The sequence below is a fragment of the Embleya sp. NPDC005971 genome, assembly GCF_040629175.1.
Classification (GTDB): Bacteria; Actinomycetota; Actinomycetes; order Streptomycetales; family Streptomycetaceae; genus Embleya.
In genome coordinates this window covers 78121-95356 of the sequence record NZ_JBEXUX010000040.1, presented here as the reverse complement: position 1 = coordinate 95356, position 17236 = coordinate 78121, and the positions used below count along the sequence as shown (strand labels likewise).

28 protein-coding genes are annotated in these 17236 nt (G+C 69.9%); all 28 read left to right on the top strand.

The annotated features are described in order from the left end of the window. The first annotated feature begins 96 nt into the window (after positions 1-96). The 28 genes from ABZ374_RS30510 to ABZ374_RS30375 all read left to right on the top strand — a co-directional run bounded on the left by ABZ374_RS30510 (position 97) and on the right by ABZ374_RS30375 (position 17220). Positions 97-780, top strand: coding sequence for a hypothetical protein (locus ABZ374_RS30510; protein ID WP_360317030.1), 684 nt, complete (start codon positions 97-99; stop codon positions 778-780). Continuing rightward, positions 777-1121, top strand: a complete 345-nt coding sequence (locus tag ABZ374_RS30505) for an HIT domain-containing protein (RefSeq protein WP_360317027.1) — start codon at positions 777-779, stop codon at positions 1119-1121. Before ABZ374_RS30510 ends, ABZ374_RS30505 begins: the two co-directional genes overlap by 4 nt. Before the next feature lie 179 nt (positions 1122-1300). Further along, entirely contained in the window at positions 1301-1843 is a 543-nt protein-coding gene (locus ABZ374_RS30500; protein ID WP_360317024.1) for a single-stranded DNA-binding protein, read from the top strand. 129 nt (positions 1844-1972) lie between these two features. Next, positions 1973-2269: a hypothetical protein gene (locus ABZ374_RS30495; protein ID WP_360317021.1), complete on the top strand. Its 297-nt coding sequence runs from the start codon at positions 1973-1975 to the stop codon at positions 2267-2269. Beyond that, the gene (locus ABZ374_RS30490) at positions 2269-3015 is read left to right on the top strand and encodes a hypothetical protein (RefSeq protein WP_360317018.1); all 747 of its coding nucleotides are present in this window, start codon (positions 2269-2271) and stop codon (positions 3013-3015) included. The genes ABZ374_RS30495 and ABZ374_RS30490 overlap by 1 nt, the downstream gene beginning before the upstream one ends. Further along, complete coding sequence (locus tag ABZ374_RS30485; protein ID WP_360317016.1) at positions 3012-3413, top strand: hypothetical protein; 402 nt, start codon at positions 3012-3014, stop codon at positions 3411-3413. Before ABZ374_RS30490 ends, ABZ374_RS30485 begins: the two co-directional genes overlap by 4 nt. 32 nt (positions 3414-3445) lie before the next feature. Further along, positions 3446-3631, top strand: a complete 186-nt coding sequence (locus tag ABZ374_RS30480) for a hypothetical protein (protein ID WP_360317014.1) — start codon at positions 3446-3448, stop codon at positions 3629-3631. Beyond that, positions 3601-4122, top strand: coding sequence for an SLOG family protein (locus ABZ374_RS30475; protein WP_360317011.1), 522 nt, complete (start codon positions 3601-3603; stop codon positions 4120-4122). Before ABZ374_RS30480 ends, ABZ374_RS30475 begins: the two co-directional genes overlap by 31 nt. Continuing rightward, positions 4119-4304 carry a hypothetical protein gene (locus tag ABZ374_RS30470; protein ID WP_360317008.1) on the top strand — a complete coding sequence of 62 codons (186 nt, stop codon included), beginning with the start codon at positions 4119-4121 and terminating at the stop codon, positions 4302-4304. Before ABZ374_RS30475 ends, ABZ374_RS30470 begins: the two co-directional genes overlap by 4 nt. 223 nt (positions 4305-4527) lie before the next feature. After that, on the top strand, positions 4528-5187 hold the full coding sequence (locus tag ABZ374_RS30465) for a hypothetical protein (RefSeq protein WP_360317006.1): 660 nt from the start codon (positions 4528-4530) through the stop codon (positions 5185-5187). Beyond that, on the top strand, positions 5184-5591 hold the full coding sequence (locus tag ABZ374_RS30460) for a hypothetical protein (protein ID WP_360317004.1): 408 nt from the start codon (positions 5184-5186) through the stop codon (positions 5589-5591). Before ABZ374_RS30465 ends, ABZ374_RS30460 begins: the two co-directional genes overlap by 4 nt. Beyond that, the gene (locus ABZ374_RS30455; protein ID WP_360317001.1) at positions 5588-6229 is read left to right on the top strand and encodes a vWA domain-containing protein; all 642 of its coding nucleotides are present in this window, start codon (positions 5588-5590) and stop codon (positions 6227-6229) included. Before ABZ374_RS30460 ends, ABZ374_RS30455 begins: the two co-directional genes overlap by 4 nt. Continuing rightward, the gene (locus tag ABZ374_RS30450; protein WP_360316998.1) at positions 6226-6831 is read left to right on the top strand and encodes a hypothetical protein; all 606 of its coding nucleotides are present in this window, start codon (positions 6226-6228) and stop codon (positions 6829-6831) included. Before ABZ374_RS30455 ends, ABZ374_RS30450 begins: the two co-directional genes overlap by 4 nt. Beyond that, positions 6828-7394 carry a 3'-5' exoribonuclease gene (locus tag ABZ374_RS30445; protein WP_360316995.1) on the top strand — a complete coding sequence of 189 codons (567 nt, stop codon included), beginning with the start codon at positions 6828-6830 and terminating at the stop codon, positions 7392-7394. Before ABZ374_RS30450 ends, ABZ374_RS30445 begins: the two co-directional genes overlap by 4 nt. Before the next feature lie 35 nt (positions 7395-7429). Beyond that, a complete protein-coding gene (locus ABZ374_RS30440; RefSeq protein WP_360316992.1) occupies positions 7430-8212 on the top strand; it encodes a LuxR C-terminal-related transcriptional regulator in 783 nt (260 codons plus the stop codon). Positions 8213-8253: 41 nt separating this feature from the next. Beyond that, positions 8254-9030 (top strand): VWA domain-containing protein, encoded by a 777-nt coding sequence (locus tag ABZ374_RS30435; protein ID WP_360316990.1) that lies wholly within the window; start codon positions 8254-8256, stop codon positions 9028-9030. A gap of 302 nt (positions 9031-9332) precedes the next feature. Further along, the gene (locus ABZ374_RS30430) at positions 9333-9548 is read left to right on the top strand and encodes a hypothetical protein (RefSeq protein WP_360316988.1); all 216 of its coding nucleotides are present in this window, start codon (positions 9333-9335) and stop codon (positions 9546-9548) included. Positions 9549-9570: 22 nt separating this feature from the next. Further along, complete coding sequence (locus tag ABZ374_RS30425; protein ID WP_360316985.1) at positions 9571-10656, top strand: RNA ligase (ATP); 1086 nt, start codon at positions 9571-9573, stop codon at positions 10654-10656. Beyond that, positions 10653-11249 carry a hypothetical protein gene (locus ABZ374_RS30420; protein WP_360316983.1) on the top strand — a complete coding sequence of 199 codons (597 nt, stop codon included), beginning with the start codon at positions 10653-10655 and terminating at the stop codon, positions 11247-11249. The genes ABZ374_RS30425 and ABZ374_RS30420 overlap by 4 nt, the downstream gene beginning before the upstream one ends. Next, positions 11239-11439, top strand: coding sequence for a hypothetical protein (locus ABZ374_RS30415; protein ID WP_360316980.1), 201 nt, complete (start codon positions 11239-11241; stop codon positions 11437-11439). Before ABZ374_RS30420 ends, ABZ374_RS30415 begins: the two co-directional genes overlap by 11 nt. Positions 11440-11528: 89 nt before the next feature. Further along, positions 11529-11702, top strand: a complete 174-nt coding sequence (locus tag ABZ374_RS30410; protein WP_360316978.1) for a hypothetical protein — start codon at positions 11529-11531, stop codon at positions 11700-11702. Further along, the gene (locus ABZ374_RS30405; RefSeq protein ID WP_360316976.1) at positions 11699-12514 is read left to right on the top strand and encodes a tRNA(His) guanylyltransferase Thg1 family protein; all 816 of its coding nucleotides are present in this window, start codon (positions 11699-11701) and stop codon (positions 12512-12514) included. The genes ABZ374_RS30410 and ABZ374_RS30405 overlap by 4 nt, the downstream gene beginning before the upstream one ends. Beyond that, complete coding sequence (locus tag ABZ374_RS30400; protein ID WP_360316973.1) at positions 12511-13716, top strand: RNA ligase; 1206 nt, start codon at positions 12511-12513, stop codon at positions 13714-13716. Before ABZ374_RS30405 ends, ABZ374_RS30400 begins: the two co-directional genes overlap by 4 nt. Positions 13717-13721: 5 nt before the next feature. Next, the gene (locus ABZ374_RS30395; RefSeq protein ID WP_360316971.1) at positions 13722-14606 is read left to right on the top strand and encodes an AAA family ATPase; all 885 of its coding nucleotides are present in this window, start codon (positions 13722-13724) and stop codon (positions 14604-14606) included. Further along, the gene (locus ABZ374_RS30390) at positions 14593-15261 is read left to right on the top strand and encodes a hypothetical protein (protein ID WP_360316969.1); all 669 of its coding nucleotides are present in this window, start codon (positions 14593-14595) and stop codon (positions 15259-15261) included. Before ABZ374_RS30395 ends, ABZ374_RS30390 begins: the two co-directional genes overlap by 14 nt. Further along, positions 15258-16202 (top strand): hypothetical protein, encoded by a 945-nt coding sequence (locus ABZ374_RS30385; RefSeq protein ID WP_360316966.1) that lies wholly within the window; start codon positions 15258-15260, stop codon positions 16200-16202. The genes ABZ374_RS30390 and ABZ374_RS30385 overlap by 4 nt, the downstream gene beginning before the upstream one ends. Further along, positions 16199-16981: a hypothetical protein gene (locus ABZ374_RS30380; RefSeq protein ID WP_360316963.1), complete on the top strand. Its 783-nt coding sequence runs from the start codon at positions 16199-16201 to the stop codon at positions 16979-16981. Before ABZ374_RS30385 ends, ABZ374_RS30380 begins: the two co-directional genes overlap by 4 nt. Then, positions 16978-17220 carry a hypothetical protein gene (locus ABZ374_RS30375; RefSeq protein WP_360316960.1) on the top strand — a complete coding sequence of 81 codons (243 nt, stop codon included), beginning with the start codon at positions 16978-16980 and terminating at the stop codon, positions 17218-17220. The genes ABZ374_RS30380 and ABZ374_RS30375 overlap by 4 nt, the downstream gene beginning before the upstream one ends. The last annotated feature ends 16 nt before the right edge of the window (positions 17221-17236 follow it).

Sequence of the window (17236 nt, the reverse complement as noted above, 5' to 3'; positions counted from 1 at the left end):
CGTCACCACCCGCGACGGCCTCATCGTCATCGGCTACCAGGCCGACCAGCCCCCGACCGCCCAGCGCTCGGCCTTCATCGGCGAGGAGCCGCAGCAATGACCGAGCCCACCGCCGACCCGCACCGCCGCCGCCTCGACGCCATCGCCGGCAACGCCGTCGGCACCGCACTCAACACGGCGACCCCCGAAACCGGGGAGCGCTGGTGGTTCTCCCTCAGCCTCCGCGAGCACGTCGGCCGCGCCGTCGTCCAGGCCCTCGTCGACGCCGGCGCCATCCCGCCCCCGCCCGCCGACCTCGACACGCCGCGGCACACCGCCGGTGCCATCACCGACGACCAACTCGCTGCGCTGTACGGGGAGATCGACTGGTTGCACGCCGACCTGATCGCCGAGCAGAACCACAACGGGGAGACCTGCGAGGCCGTCCAACGGGCCGACCGGTTCGAGGCCGCCGTGCAGCGCGTGCGGGACGCGCTGGAGTCCGTGGGCAGCACCATGGCGAGCGACTCTCGCGACTGGGGAGTCGACCGCCGTGACGCCTGGCTGTGGGGCATCCTCCTCGGCTGGGACTGCGACGACGTGCACGCCCACGACGAGACCTGCATCAACGCCCTCGACGAGGTCGCGGCCAAGGCGCGCTTCAGCCCCGAGCTGGTCGCCACGATCCGCCGCCATCGTGCGGCCGTTCGCGCTGTCACCGCCCTGGATGCCCAGCCCGAGCCGGCGGCGGACACCGACACCGCGCCCCTCACCGACCACCGGCCCAAGGAGCAGAAGTGACCTGCGTGTTCTGCGAGATCGCCAGCGGTGCCGCGCCCGCCACCTTCATTCGTGAATGGCGCGATGCCTTCGCGATCGTCCCCCTTGACCCGGTCGCTCCCGGACACGTCCTCGTCATCCCCCGCGAGCACGTCGCCGACATTGCCGAGGACCAGTTCGTCAGTGGCGCGACCATGCAGCGCGCGGCCGAACTCGCCGACGAGGTGGGCGACTGCAACGTGATCACCAGCCGGGGCCGGGCGGCGACCCAGACGGTGTTCCACCTCCACCTCCACGTCGTCCCCAGGACTGCCGGAGACGGCCTGACGTTGCCGTGGACCGGCCAGGCGCGCACATCCTGATGCGCCGAGGGCCCGCGCTCGACCCAACCTGGACGGGGAACGCGGGCCCGGCACCGGTCGGAGGGGGCCGACCGGAGCAGGGACGCTACGCCCGACCTGCGCCGATCGCCATAGAAAGATCCTTTCGAGATCCGACCGAAATCGGACAGAAACCAACCGAACACCAGGAGGGCCGCCTGATGGCAGGCGAAGTAGTGATCACCGTCGTGGGCAATCTGACCGCCGATCCGGAGCTCCGGTTCACTCCGAGCGGTGCGGCTGTCGCGAACTTCACGGTGGCGTCCACGCCGCGCACGTTCGACCGTCAGACGAACGAGTGGAAGGACGGCGAAGCGCTGTTCCTCCGTTGTTCGGCCTGGAAGCAACTCGCGGAGAACGTCGCGGAATCCCTCCAGCGCGGCACGGGCGTCATCGTCCAGGGCCGGTTGAAGCAGCGGTCGTTCGAGACCAAGGAGGGCGAGAAGCGGACCGTCGTCGAGTTGGAGGTCGACGAGATCGGGCCGTCCCTGAAGTGGGCGACCGTCACGGTCATGAAGGCCGGTCGCGGTGGTGCCGGTCAGGGTGGGTACAGCGCCGGCCGGCAGCAGGGCGGCGGCGGATACGCCGGGACGAGCACGCAGTCGACGCCTCCGGCGGACGACGCGTGGGCGACGCCTGCGGGCCCCGGTGCCGCGCCTTGGGGCAACCCGGCCGGCGGCTACTCGGACGAACCGCCTTTCTGACAGCGGTGGTTCCCGGTGGGGCGACCATCACCGCCCCGCTCCGATTCGAATCCAAGGAGTAACCCGTTGACGAAGCATTTGGTACTTGAAGATCGGGCTCAGCCCGACAGGACCGTGCGTATGGGTCCGATGGCGCTCACTCCTCTGATCACGGAGGACTACTGGATGTTCCGCGTGCGGCTCAGTCCCTCCCAGGCGATCGTGGCGTTCCCCAAGTTCGGCACAATCGGGATCGGCTTCGCGGTCGAGGAGTCGAGCTGGAACACGAACCTGCCGTACACGTGCGAGACGGAGCGGATCTACGAGCACATCGCCCGCAACAAGGGCGACGAGTCCATCACCTGTGAGGACTGTGTCGCCGCGATCCGCCTGATCCAGGACGCAGTCGAGGACGCCGTTGCGGCCGAGTCGGGCGGTGCCGCGTGATGCACGACGACATTGCCGAGCGGTTCAAGCGCGAGACGGCAAAACACGAGATGACGATCCTGCACGACGCCGGTTTGTACCGGCACCTGCACTTTGCGAAGCCGGCGCCGGAAGGCTCCATGTTCTGGTGGGAGTTGGTCACCTGGCCTGGTTGCCTCGCGGTACGGGGCGACATGGGCGGCGAGTGGATCTTCACACGGCACTCGGACATGTTCCCGTTCTTCCGAAGCGACGGCGGCCGGATCAATCCGCATTACTGGTCCCAGAAGACCGAGGCCGGCCGGCTCTCGTGCCAGGTGTACGACGAGGCGGTGTTCCGGCAGGTCGTGACCGAGCACTTCGTGGACGCGGTCCGTTTCGGCGAGGTTCCGCGTGGCATGGGCAAGGCGCTTCGTGTCGAGGTTCTGGATCAGGACCTGAGCAACGAGGCGGAAGCGCGGTCGCTGCTGGAGGAGTTCGAGTTCGGTGCCGTGTTCAAGGCGTCGTGCCTGTGCGGGGAATCGACCGAGTTCGCCGAGCGGAGGAGCGCCGAGCTTTGGCGCTGCTGGCATATTCGCGACGAGAACGCTCGGCGTGCGCACGTGTCGTCCGTCGACCGGGTGGAGGGATATCGTTTCTCGGACGTGTGGGAGTGGTCGTTCCGCGACTACGACCCGTCTTTCCTGTGGGCGTGCCATGCGATCGTGGCCGGCATCGCCCGGTACGACGCCCACCGGTCGGCGTCCGTCGGTGAGGCTGCCGCGTGACCCCCGACGACTACGGCGCTTTGGAGGCCGAGGCCACCGACGAGCCAGCGTTCTCCAACTCCGACGAGGGCTACGGGTGGATGGATGCGAACTGCGCGTCGTGCGTGCACGAGCGGCCGACGCGCGAGGGACGGGACGGGGACGGCTGCCCGCTGATCCTGCTCGCCTTGGTGGGCAGGCGGCCGAGGCAGTGGGCGGACGGGCCGCGCACGCCCGACGGGCTGTACACGATGGCGACGCAGTACGTGTGTGCCGAGCGGCGCGAGGAGGCGGCGCCGGGCGAGACCGAGCCGGGTACGGCGCGACGGCCCATCCCGGAAATGGCCGGCCAGGTGGCGCTATTGCCGCGTGAGGCGTGCGCCGGGCCCGTCTCGAATGCGGTCGGTGGTGCGTCGTGACCGGGACCGCGGTGGTTGTGAAAGCGTCACCGGTGCCGTCCGTCACGGGCAGCGAACTGGTGCACTGGTGTTGCTGTGATCCGGATGTCGGCCTGTGCGGTGCGGATCTGCGTGGCATGGGTTGGGCCGCGGACGACGTGGACGTCGACTGCGTCGTGTGCATCGACCTGGCGGAGGTGGATCTTCCGTGCGGATCGAACTGCCCGCTCGCATCGTGACCCCGGCCGCGCCCGTCGGGGTCGTCCGCGTGATCGTGACGGGCTCCCGCGACCACGCGGACTGCGACATGGTGATCCGCGGCCTCGTGCGCGTGCGGTACGCCCATCCCGGGGCGCGGTTGGTCGTGATGCAGGGGGAGTGCCCCACCGGGGCGGATCGTTGCGCCCGGCATTTCGTGACCCAGGCCCGTGCGCGGTTCGGCTGGGACGTGGTGGCTGAGCCGTACCCGGCGGACTGGGACTCGTGCGGCGACGACTGTCCGCCGAGACCGCACCGGGTGCGCCGCCGGCCCGGGGACACCATGCACCCGGGCGTGCTCGCCGACTACTGCCCGGGAGCCGGGCCCAGGAGGAACGCCCACATGGTCGCGGCCGGCGCCGACGTCGTGCACGCCTACCCGTCGCGGCGCTCACGGGGGACCCGCAACTGCATGCGCCTGGCCGGGGCCGCAGGCATCTTGGTGGTGGAGTTCGCGGGAGCGCGGACGTGATCGCCGTCGTGATCCTGGCCGTGGTCTACGGGCTCGGCCTGTGTGCCTGGGTGGCGCTGTTCGGCACGGCGGCACAAGCCAACCCGCAGGCGCTCGCTCTCGCCGGCGCCGTCTGCGCCGTGGCGTGGCCGGCCGCGCTCATCGCGGCGGTTCTGGTCCGGGCCGCGCAGCCCCGGCGCTGACCGTCGGGCGGCGAGCCGGCTCCCGGAGCGATTGTGCGAATCACTCGCCCAAATTGTGCGATCAATTGGGCTTGAGTACTTGTGTGCGCACAAATTTGGGCGTCTACTAGTACCCGTGACGCCCAACGAGGCGAAGCGAACGCCACTCCGCCGGCGAACCGCCGGCCCGATCCCCGACGGTGCCGCGCCACGGCCCCGGGATCGCCTCATCAAGGGGATGCCCATGGGAACTCGCGTCTTCGGTGACGGCACCGCGGCCCACAGACACGCCAGGCCGCCCATCCCCATCGTGCTCGAACACCTGTCCCGGCAGGGTGGGTACGCCGTTCCCTGGATCAGCCTGCGGCACCGTGACGGCACGGCGATCCTGGGCGTGGTCGACCACGACCGTGTTCGCACGGCCCTGGTCGACCGCTGGTGCCAGACGTGCGGGCGCCCGCTGCGGGACCGCATCGTGGTTCTCGCCCGGCACCAGGATTTCGCCTTCGGGTGGGTGTCGGAGCCGGGAATGCACCCCGAATGTGCGTTCTATTCGACTTCGTCATGCCCGATGTTGACGGGCGTGCTGCCCCGGCACCGCAGCCACGCCCCGGCCGCGATGCGGGAGCCTTGCGGCAACCCGCTCTGCGACTGCCGCGCATGGGGGCCGCCGGACGACTTCCCGGGACGCGCGGAGCAACCGGCGGAACGCTGGTTCGCGATCTGGCTCGACCCCGCCGGATACAGGATCGACACGGACCCGGTGACCGGCCGGCCGGCGGTGAGTCTCGCGGGCATCCGCCCCCTGACCATCCGCCCGCTCCCGGCCACCGGCGCCACGGCCGACGAAGCTCGGACGCTCAAGGCCGGCTTCGCCTCGCTGGCGTTCCTGGCGGGCTTGTGACGCGCGGCGCCGGGCGCACCCGCGGCTACAGGCCCGGCGATTCCGAGCTTCGGCCCGGCAAGACCGTCATCGCATTCGGCGAACGCACCACCATCTGCGGTGCGTGCCGCGCGCACCGACACCAGGCGTGCTGGGCGCACACCGCGGCCCTGGGCCTCGGCGGGGAGGCCGGCTGCCCGTGCGGCTGCCACGTCCCCGTCGACGACCCGATCGTCACCGACGAGGCCGTCACCGACATGGAACGCCACGGCACCCTCGCCGAGTTCGTCCGGACCCAGCAGGCGTGGTGGCACGGCAGCGGGCCCCTGCACATGGGCGACCTGTGCTCGCGCTGCCTGGCCAGGCGCGCGGCCCGAACCGGCAATCAGACCGCACTATCCATCGACACGGGAGAGTCCTCGTGAGCAAACCCCACCGGCGGCACATCGTGCTAATCGTGGACCGCTCCGGATCCATGGACCAAACGCGCACCGACGCGGAAGGCGGCCTCCGGGCCTTTCTCAAGGAGCAGGCGAAGGCGCCCGGCGACACCACGGTGACGCTCGTCCAGTTCGACACCCTGATCGAGACCGTCTACGAACACCGCCCCCTGGCCGAAGTGCCCGACTACAGGCTCGAACCTCGCAGTTCGACGGCGCTCCTCGACGCGATCGGCATCACCGTCGCCCGCGAGTCCGGGCGCATCCGGAGCGCGCCCGAGGAGGAGCGGCCCGACGAGGTAGTCGTCGTCATCCAGACCGACGGCCACGAGAACGCGTCGCGCGAATACACCCCCGACGGCATCCGGGCGCTGATCGAACGCATGCAACAGCCCGACCCCGGCTGGGTGTTCGTGTTCCTGGGGGCCGACCAGGACGCCATCAAAGCGGGCGGGCGCATGGGATTCCGCGCCGACACCTCGATGAGCTACAGCGGCCGGAACACGGTCGACTCCCTCAAGCGCGCCGGAACCATGGTCGCGCGCGGCAGCGAGACCGGCCTGTACGGCTTCACCGACGACGAACGCAGGCAGGCCATGCCGGAAGGCGAGTCCGACCAGTGAGCCCCGACCTCACCAAGTGGCCGCTGCTCCTGGTCGACGGCAACGACGTCACCCCGGAGCAGGCCGACGAGATCCTCATCCGCACCGCCAACCCCTACTACCTGCGCACCAACGACCGCGAATGGGATCGACAGGTCGGTGACGTCCTCGGCAGGGAGGTGCGCGGCCACGGACTCGCGGAACTCGTGGCGGCAATCGAGCGCATGCGAACGATCCCTCTTGAGTACCTCTACAACTCCCGGATCTCGTCGTCCTGGGTGGGAGGACCGCACGGCTGGTGCGACTGGGACGGGCGGATCGGCTGCTGCACCTACAACATCGGAAAGTGGCCCTCGTTCGAGCAGGTCACCGACGAGTGGACGCTGATCGCCCAGGCGTTCCCCTACCTGAAGTTGACGGCGCAACTGGTCGCCGACGAGGGCACCGGCGACCTTGTCGCCGAATGGCGCGTCGCGGACGGCAGGGTCGAGGTTCGCAACCCGCAGGAACGCATTCCGGGGAACGCCCTCGTCGACATCGGCGCCTTCCTGAGGCCCGGCTACGAGCGGGGCGTCGACATCGACCGCCTCCGTAGTGCGCTTGCCAGGGTGGCCGACCGGTGACCGCCGTCGACTACGACTTCGAGTTCATCGAGGACGGGCGCACGATCCGCTCGATCAGCATCGGCATGGCCGCCGACGACGGCCGCGAGTACTACGCCGTCGTTCGCGACATGGACACCATGTACGCCGCCGTCCGACACCCCTGGCTGCGGGCGAACGTCCTCCCCTCGCTGCCGATCGCATCCGTCTACGTGGACGAATGCCCGGACGTATGGGACTGGGACGACGAACACCCGGACAAGCCTCGGGTCAAGCCGGTCGAAACGATCGCCGACGAGGTCCGCGCATTCCTCCAGGCCACACCCGACCTCGAACTGTGGGCCTACTACGGCGCCTACGACCACGTGTGCTTGGCCCAGCTCTTCGGAACCATGGTGCAGCTTCCCGGCGGGATCCCGATGTTCACCAACGACATCGCGCAGGAGGCACATCGCCTCGGGCTGTCGACGGAGGACCTGCCCCGACAGCCGGCCGGCCTGCACCACGCGCTCGCCGACGCGCGCCACAACCGCGTCCGACGCGAGTTCCTGCGCCGCTACGCCGCCGAGCACTTCGACAACTGACCACCACACGTTCGACCGCCCGAGGGGAGCGGACCATGACCACACCACCGCCGCGACTGAGGGATCACGTGCGCGCCCGGCTCCTGGACGAGGCGGATCGCCGCGACATGCGGGTCAGCGTGGCCGAGATCGACCGCCTTGCGCTCGCCGCGTTCGGCGCCGTCCTGGAGTCCGCACCGGCACGCCTGGAGAACCGGACCTCCGTCGCCGACCTGCACTGGCGCGAGGCCCAGGTACTGGAGGGCGTGGGGCGCAGCCTGAGCAACGCCCGCATCGCGGCGGGTCTCGGCGTGAGCGAGGAGACCGTCAAGGCATATCTCCGCAGCCTGATGGCCAAACTCGGAGCGCACACCCGAATGCACGTCGTGCTGATCGCCCTCACCAGGGGCCTCCTGCGCCTGGAGGATCTCATCGAGCCGGCCGCGGCGACCGTCGCCGCCGACACCGCAGGCGGGCGGATCGAGCACGGCACCCTCGCCGGCCACGAGGCCCACCTCGCCAACGGCACCGCGCCGTGCACCCGTTGCCACGCCGCGCACTCCTACCGGCCGTCGGCGCCGCCGCGCCGGCACCCGGGGGCCGCCGAGGTCATCGCACGGCACAGCGTTCGCGACGGCGACCACGTGGTGTGGCTCGGCCCAGCGAAAACCGTCGCCATCAACGGCCGGCAACACGGCCCGGCGCGAGCCTCGTGGCTGGTCCACGTCGAACGCGTCCCGCACGGCCGGGTGCAGGCCGCGTGCGAGATGCCGGCCTGTATCCGCCCGGCCCACCTGATGGACGCGGCCGACCGCCAGCGATCCAAGACGCCCGCCTGAACCGCCACACCCCACCGCCTTCATCGTCAAAGGAGTTCCCCATGTCGTTGTTCACCCGCAAACCCAAGAGCCCGACCCCATCACCGGTTGCGGACACCGCGGCCGTCCACCGCACTTCGACCGGGCCGGCCGTCGACCTCGCCAAGATGGAGGCCACCGCGCCCGGCTTGGTGAGCCTGTACAAGAGCGCCGGCGTGTCTCTGTGCAAGCAGGGCCTCGAAGGTTCCCGCGCCGCCGTCTACCTCGTCCTCGACTACTCCGGCAGCATGCAGGGCTTCTACGCGGACGGCAGCGTGCAGGCGTTCGCCGAGCGCGTTTTGGCCGCCGCGGCCCACTTCGACGACGACGGCATCGTCCCCGTTGTCTTCTTCGGATGGGACGCCCACCGCCCCGAGAGCATCGCCCTGGACTCGTACCAGGGCCGGATCGCCGCACTCATGCGGGGCCGTGAGTGGGGCAGCACGAACTACGTCGCGGCCATGGAGGCCGTCTGCGCGCACTACCGCGCGTCCGGGGCCACCGACCCGGCGCTCGTGATCTTCCAGACGGACGGCGCGCCGGACCATATTCGCGACACCGAAGCCGCCCTGCGGGACATGTCGAGCCTGCCGATCTTTTGGCAGTTCGTCGGCTTCGGCCGGGACGACTTCCGGTTCCTGCGCAACCTCGACACCCTGAGCGGCCGACTGGTCGACAACGCCGGTTTCTTCGCCGCCGGGGCGGCTCCCCGGGCCATGCCCGACGGGGAGCTGTACGACAACCTCATGGGCGAGTTCCCCCAGTGGCTGCGGGACGCGCGAACCGCGGGTGTCCTGTGAAGGAACCGCGCAGGCGCAATCCGCGACGCGGGCATCACGCGTGGAAGGCGATCGTCGGCGGGGCCCTGTCGGGTGCGGTCGCACTCATCTTGTTTCGACTTTCCCCGGCCTTCCTTGTGGTTGCTGTGTGCCTGATGATCGGCGGCTTCCTTTGGGGAGGGTGGCACGACCGGAGCGCCTGCGACATCTGCGTCCGTCACGCCCCGGTGAACGGCGCAGTCGAGGCATACGAACTGCGCCCGGTCCTGGCCGTCTTCCACGCCCTCCGAAGGCCGTGGGTCGTGGGTCCGTACATGGCCTCCATGTTTGCCGGACTCATCGTCGTGGCGCTGGTCGCCGAGTCCTGGGCGCGCTGGTTCTATCCGGTACCGCTGCTCGTCGTGGCGATGACCGAAACCCTCGCGCGACTCCACGCACCGGTGCGCCCGTGGTGCTACCGGTGTCACCCGAACGGCGACGGAGGCGGCCACGACGACCTCGCCGACGCCCCCACACCCACGTCGCCGCCGACCCGCTGACCCCATCCGCCGAAGGGTGCCCATGTCCACGCTCCGCGTCACCGCCGAACGGCTGACCGTCCACCCCCACCCCAACGCCGACGCCCTGGAGCTGGCCCAGGTCGGCCTCTATCGCGCGGTCGTCCCGAAGGGCGTCTACGCCACCGGCGACGTGGCGCTGTACATCCCCGAGCAGGCGATCGTCCCCGAACCGCTGATCGAGGAGCTCGGCCTGACCGGGCGCCTGGCGGGCCCCGAGCACAACCGGGTCCGGGCGATCCGGCTGCGCGGCGAACTGTCGCAGGGCATCGTGTGCCGCCCGGCCGCGCTGATCGACACGGACCTGGAGACCGCGGCGCTCGACGACACCGACTTCGCCGACCGGCTGGGGATCACCAAGTGGGTGCCGCCGATCCCCGTGCACATGAGCGGCGAGGTGGCCCCGGCTGCGGACCTCCTGCCGTGGATCGAGATCGAGAACATCCGGCGCCACCCGGACCTGTTCACGCCCGGGGAGCGGGTGATCGCAACCGAAAAGGTCCACGGCACGGCGTGCCTGTACACCTACGTGGCCGCCACCGGCGAGAGCTTCGTGTCCTCCAAGGGCTTCGGCTCCAAGTCCCTGGCGCTCGTGCGCAACGACGACAACCTGTACTGGCGAACCGTCCTCGCCCACCGGGTGCCCGAGATGGCCGCCCGGATCGCGGGCGGCTTCGGCGCCACGCGGGTGGGGATCTTCGGCGAGGTGTACGGCGCCGGCGTCCAGGACCTGGCCTACGGCGCCAACGCGAAGAAGACTCCCGGCTACGCGGTCTTCGACGTCGTCATCGCCCACGAGGACGGGCCGCCGCAGTGGTTCAACGCCTGCATGCTGCCCGCGGTCGTCGACTGGAACGGCACTGCGCTGCCCGTGGTGCCCCGCCTGTACGACGGCCCCTACGACGAGGCCGTCCTGCTGGCTCTCGCCGAAGGGACGGAGACCGTCTCGGGCACCTCGGCCCACGTGCGGGAGGGCATCGTCGTGCGGCCCTACCGCGAGCGGCACAGCCCGATCCTGAACGGCCGCGCCATCGGCAAGATCGTGTCGCAGGCGTACCTGACCCGCAAGGGCGGGACGGAGTACGAATGAGCGAGCCGGCCGAGCTCTACGCAGCCGTCCGCGAGGCGATCATCGACACGGTCGGTGACCGCTCGCTGCCGATCACGGCCTACGACGTCTCCTGCCTGGTTCAGGCGGTGACCACCGCGATCGGACACCACTACCGACCCCCGACCAACGCCACCACGCCGGCCCCACGAGAGGCAACGGGCAAGGTTCTCGGGCCGATTCCGCACGGAACCGCCGCGGGCTACCGCCGAGAGGCATACCGCAAGCTTCCCCATTGCGACCCGTGCCGAAAGGCCATGGCTGCGGCCCGGGCCGAACGGCGCGCCCGGCCACCGGAGGAACGCACCGGCCGCAAGGCCGCCACGACCCTCGCCGAAATCGTCGCCGAGTGCACCACAGCCGAGGGCGACCACCTCGTGTGGTCGGGCGGCCAGGTGCGCTGGCAAGGGGAGAGGCTGACCGGCGCCCAGGCAGCCTGGAAGGTCCACCGTTCGCGCCCCTACGTCGGATACATCCGGCGGAACTGCAAGCGGCCCGACTGTGTGGCCCACCAAACCGATCAGCGGGACCGGGAGTTCGAGGACGCCGTCATGGGGGCCGGTCATGCCGGCTGATCCCATCACCGAATTGAGACGAGCCGCCGAACTCCTCGCGGCCGACGGCGATCCGGTGAGCGGTGCCGTCGCGGCCTGGCTCGACGGAGTGGCGGAACGCATGGTCGCCGGCGGCTGGGTGCTGATCCCCGACCGCAACCATGCGCTCAAGATCGCCCGCGCCGTTTCCCGCCGGACGCCTGCGCCCTGACGCAACGGGGCCCGCCTCACTGGGGAGAGGCGGGCCGCCGCCCACGCTACCCCCGACACCCGAACCCTTTGTCCGCATTGGAGAAACCCGTGCTGCGCTTCGCACTCGGCGCCTTGGTCGGCACCCTCACCGGCGCGATCGTCGTCCACCTCACCGACCGGCCCACCCTGGCCGCCTTGGCGGGTCTGGGCGCGGCCTGCCTGATCTGGTCGTGGCGCCTGCTGATCGACGCGATCGACGACGTCCTGGATGTGCTGACGTGAGCGACTCCACCGGCCTGGGCGACCGGATGAAACGCTACGAGACCGCGACCCGCGCCGTACTTCCTCCGCGCACCTACACCGTGCTGCGGGTCGACATCCGCAGCGGGCACTCGTACCTGCGCGGCGCAGACCGGCCGTTCGACGAGCAGTTCATGCGCCACATGGATACCGTCGCCGAGGCCCTGTGCGCCGAGGTCTCCGGCGCCGTCCTCGCCTACACCCAGTCCGACGAAATCTCCGTCCTGTACACCGACTTCGGCTCCGAGCACACGCAGCCCTGGTTCGGGGGAGTCCTCGCCAAGCAGGTCTCCATCGCCGCCGCGTGCGCCACCGCGGCGCTGAACGCCGCCCGACCCGGGAAGCGGGTCATGTTCGACGCCCGCGTATTCACGCTGCCGAACGCCGTCGAAGTGGCGAACTACCTGATCTGGCGCCAACGCGACGCGGTCCGCAACAGCATCTCCATGGCCGCGCAGGCCCGGATCCCGCACAAGCAGCTCCACGGCGTCAACGCCAAGCAGATGCAGGAACTCCTGTGGTCCCGGCACGGCATCAACTGGACCGACTACCCCGACGGGGCGAAACGCGGCCGTCTGACCGACCGCCACACGGGAGAGCGCGAGGTCACCTGGACGCACAAGCGGACCGGCGAGACACACACCGAGACCGCGGCGCACTCCTGGTGGGAGACGGCCGCCGCGCCGCACTTCACCACCGAGCCGAACGGGTTCCTCGCCGAGGCCATTCCCGAGGCACCGCGGTTCGACCCGAGCGCCCCGGCGCAGAACACGACGACGGAGGTACGACAGTGAGCTCGCGACACGATCCCGCCGACGTGTTCGTCGGCCCGGCCCAGGCGTTCGGGAAGGCGGGAGCACCGACCCCGGTGACCCTGTCGCCTCTGCACCTGTCCGACCTGTTCCCGCTCGCGGACCTCGAAGCGGAGATCGCCAGCGGGTACGTCACGCGCAAGCCCCACCCGGAACTTCCCCTCGCCATCTACACCTACGCTCCGACGTGCCAGTTCGAGAACCGTTGGAACCCGGTCACGATGCGCTGCCGCGGACTGGTCGCCGACGACGACGGGCGAATCGTCGCCCTCCCGTTCCCGAAGATTTTTCTCGTGTCGATGCACGGCCAGGGCCATGAGTTCGCCCCGCCGCTTCCCGCCGGCCGGCCGTTCGAGGTCTACGACAAAGCGGATGGTTCACTCGCGATCACCTTCCACTACGCCGGGCGCTGGCACGTCGCCACGAAGGGCTCGTTCGCATCGACACAAGCCCTGTGGGCACAGGCCCACATCGACACCGCCGACACCTGCGACCTCGACCCCGACATCACCTACCTCGCCGAGATCATCTATCCGGAGAACCGCATCGTCGTCGACTACGGCGACCGCAAGGACCTGGTTCTCCTCGGCGCCTACCGGCCGACGGACGGCACCGAACCGGCCCTTGCGGACGTCGCGCCGCACTGGGCACGCATCGGCTCCGTCGTGCGGTCCTGGGGCACCACCGGCTACCTCGGCGGCCTGGAGGCGATGGCCGCCGCCAACCAGACCGTTAAGGGCGATGTCGTGTCCGGCATCGCAGCAGAGGGCTTCGTCGTCCGGTTCGCGTCCGGCCTGCGCGCGAAGATCAAGTTCGCGGACTACCTGGCCCTGCACAAGCTGTACACCGGCACCAGCGAACGCACGATCTGGGAAGCCCTCGCCGCCGGCCGCGACATCGGCGAACTCTTCGACCGCATCCCCGACGAGTTCCGCGACTGGGTGCACGGCGTGGCCGACCGGCTGACCGCCCAGGCCGACGCCTGGATCCGCAACGCGGTCGCGGCCTACACGGCCATCGGAACCTGCCCCGACCGCCGGACCTTCGCCGACCGCGCCAAGGACTCCCCCTACCGCGCGGCCCTGTTCATGCTCCTCGACGACCGGGACATCCGCCCGCTCGCCTGGAAACAGGTGCGCCCCAGCGGCGCACTCCCGTTCACCGCGGCCGACCCGCAGGAGTGACCCTCGTGCCCACCGTTCACCTCACGACCGGTCTACCCGCCTCGGGCAAGACCACCCTCGCCCGCACCCTCGACGGGCTGCGGTTCAACCTCGACGACTACCGGGCCATGATGGGCATCACCGGCGGCGCCTGGACCCGCGACGTGGAGAAGCACGCCGTCGCGGCGATGATCGCCTCGGCCGGCGCCGCTCTCGCCGCCGGCGAAGACGTCATCCTGGACAACACCCACCTCACCCCGTACCTGCCCACCCGCTACAAGAACACATTCCATACGGCCGCGTTCGTCGTGCACGACCTGGACGTGCCCCTCGTGGACTGCATCCGACGCGACGCCGAACGCGAGGCGCCCGTCGGTGAGTACGTCATCCGTCGCCTCTACGCCGCGCACATCAAAGCCACCCGCAACGGCTGGCGGCTCACCGACGAGTGGATGAACGACCACGTCGTGCCCGCCCCGTACATCCGCGACGACCGCCTCCCGACAGCGGTCATGTGCGACATCGACGGCACCCTCGCCCTCAACGAGGGCAACCGCGGCCCCTACGACTTCAGCCGGTGTGGAGAAGACGCCCTCAACAAGGCGGTCGCCGACGAACTCGCCCTGCATGACCGGGCCAATCACATCGTCGTCCTGCTTTCCGGGCGCGGCTCCGAGTACCGCCCGGAGACCGTCGCGTGGCTCGCCGCCCACGGAGTCGCCTACGACGAGTTGTGGATGCGGCCGGTGGGCGACACGCGGCGGGACGACATCGTCAAAGCCGAGCTGTTCGACAAGCACGTGCGCAACCGGTTCGCCGTGCGCTTCACCCTGGATGACCGCGATCGCGTGGTGGCGCTGTGGCGGCGCATGGGCATCCCCACCTGGCAGGTCAACTATGGATCCTTCTGATGCACCCACCTGCGCCGTCTGTGGCTACGCCTTGCACGGCGACCAGCTCGACCGCGTGGCCTGCCGCCGCTGCGAACTCCGGCTCGACGGGCAACTCGAATCCCTCCCCGGCCACTACGACGCACTCGCCGACGCTCTCCTCCCCGGGGCCCAGGCCGACAGCACGCCGGTGTCCGGAACGCGCACCCCGCCGCTGCCCGTCCGGCTCGAAGCGCTGAACCTCCGGGCGCCCGGAGGCATGGTCACGATCCTCACCGACTGGGAGGACGACTGGCGCCGCCTCTACGGCTGGCAACCCGCCCGCGCCCGCGGCCGTGCCGAGGAAACCCTGGACGGGGCCGTGCGGTTCCTGCGCAACAACCTCGGGTGGGCGTGCCGTCAACACCCGGCCATCGGCGAGTTCGCGGGCGAGATCGGCGAACTCGTCGCACGCTGCAAGGCCGCCTGCGGCGCGCGCAGCGACGCCAAGTACATCGGCGACTGCCCCGGGCCCGACGACGACCAGGAGTGCGGCACGCGCCTGTACGCCGACCCCTGGATGGACTTCATCCGATGCCGCCGATGCCGATCCGAATGGCCGCGATCCGAATGGATCGGCCTCGGCACACGCATGCACGGCGGCACACCACCCACCCCGAACAGGATCGCCTCATGAGTCGCGAAGTACGCCGCGTTCCGCTCGACTTCGACTGGCCGCTGGAGAAGGTGTGGGGCGGCTACATCACCCCCGAAAGGCTCGTGGAGGACTCCTGCCCGGACTGCAAGAGCGGCCGATCACCGCACGCCGAATACCTCTACGGCCTGTGGTACGGCCACGTGCCGTTCGATCCGACGAGCACCGGCTCGACTCCGCTGCGCCCCGACACCCCGGCGGTGCGGGCATTCGCCGAACGCAACATCGCCCAATCGCCCTCCTACTACGGCACCGGCGAGTTCGCCGTGGTCCGTGAGGCGCAACGGCTCGCGGACCTGTGGAACGGCATGTGGAGCCACCACCTGTCACAGACCGACGTCGACCTGTTGATCGAGGGCGGTCGACTGATGGATCTGACGCACACGTGGGATCCCGAGGCGCGTCGGCAAAGGAGGATCGAACCCCCGGTGAGGCCGACCGCCGAACAGGTCAACGAATGGTCCCTGATCGGTTTCGGACACGACGGCATCAACGCCCACATCGTGATCGGCGCCCGCTGTGAACGCGACGGCTTCGACGACACCTGCCGCACGTGCGAAGGCCACGCCACGATGGAGAAGTACCCCGGGCAGCGCGCCGAGGCCGAAGCGTGGGAGTGGACCGAGCCGCCCCAGGGCGATGGCTGGCAGTTGTGGGAGACCGTATCCGAAGGGTCGCCCATATCACCCGTGTTCGTGTCGGCCGACGAGTTGGCCGAGTGGATGACGCTGCCCGAACGCGGCTGGAAGAGGCTCTCCCGCGACGTCGCCAGACGGTTCGTCGGCGAGGGCTGGGCCCCGACGTTCATGGGCGTGTCCGGAGTCGGAGTCGTATCGGGCGAGGCATATGTCGGCGGGTTCGTGAACCCCGGCACGGTTCCCGACGACGCATCCGACCTGACGGTCGACGGGGGTGGACAGTGAGCCGCGTCTACTTCCACAGCCCCTCGGGCGAAGCCGAGTTGTACGGAACCGAGAGGGCATGGTGCGCCGGCCTCGTCGAGCACATCGCCCTCGGCGCCCTGAACACGCGCTTCAACCGCGAGCACCTCACCACCCTCCTGCCCACAGGGCACTATCTGCACAACGTTGCCACACGGAGCTGGGAGTCGTCCTACGCAACGGCATTCGCTGTCGGGGACGACGCGGTCGAGTACGAGGGCCACCCGATCAGCACCTTCTCGCTCGCCCTCAACACCGCAATCGCGCTGGGCAACGAGCAGGTGCGCCTGGCCGCGCGCATCCACGGGCAGTGCGAACTCCACGCCTGGGTCGACGGGCCCAATCGCGCATGGCTGGCGGAAATCGTGCAAGGCGGCCTCGAAGCGGATCTCTACCGGCCGGGGGCGGGATGGGAAGACGTCGCCGGCCTGCTCCTGGCGCGGAACGACGAACCCGTCGTGATGTCGTTCTCCGTCAGCGACTCGTTTCCGAACTTGTACATCGCCGGCTGGGAGCCGCCTCCCGAGCGGGCCGAGGACGACGACGCAGGGGAAGCCTGGTACGACCTGCCGGACGAGGAGCAGTGGGCCGCCGCCATGAGGGGCCTCAGGGCCCAGAAGGGTCACCTTGAGGTGCTTCCCGAGAACCCGCGTGCCTGGAGGTTCGGCCACGGACTCTCCGTCTTGGACATCGTCGCCCCCGACTGGGAGCAGCGGATCCGCAAGGCCCTCCGTCTCGATGAGCAGGAAGGCACACGGTGACTGAGCGCCACGCCGGCTACCTGATCACCCTTGACCGCGACATCCGCGAGGACGACGCCGAGGACGGCGTCCTGGTGGCACTGCGCATGATCAAAGGCGTTGCGTCCGTGACGCCGGTGCAGGCCGACCCAGCCCTCCACATTGCCGAAGAGCGGGTACGGGGAGCGATCCGGTCGCAACTCGTCGAGGCCGTATCGGCAGTACTGGACAAGCCCACCGAGGTGAGGGGCCGTCGATGACCCCGACCGAACACAC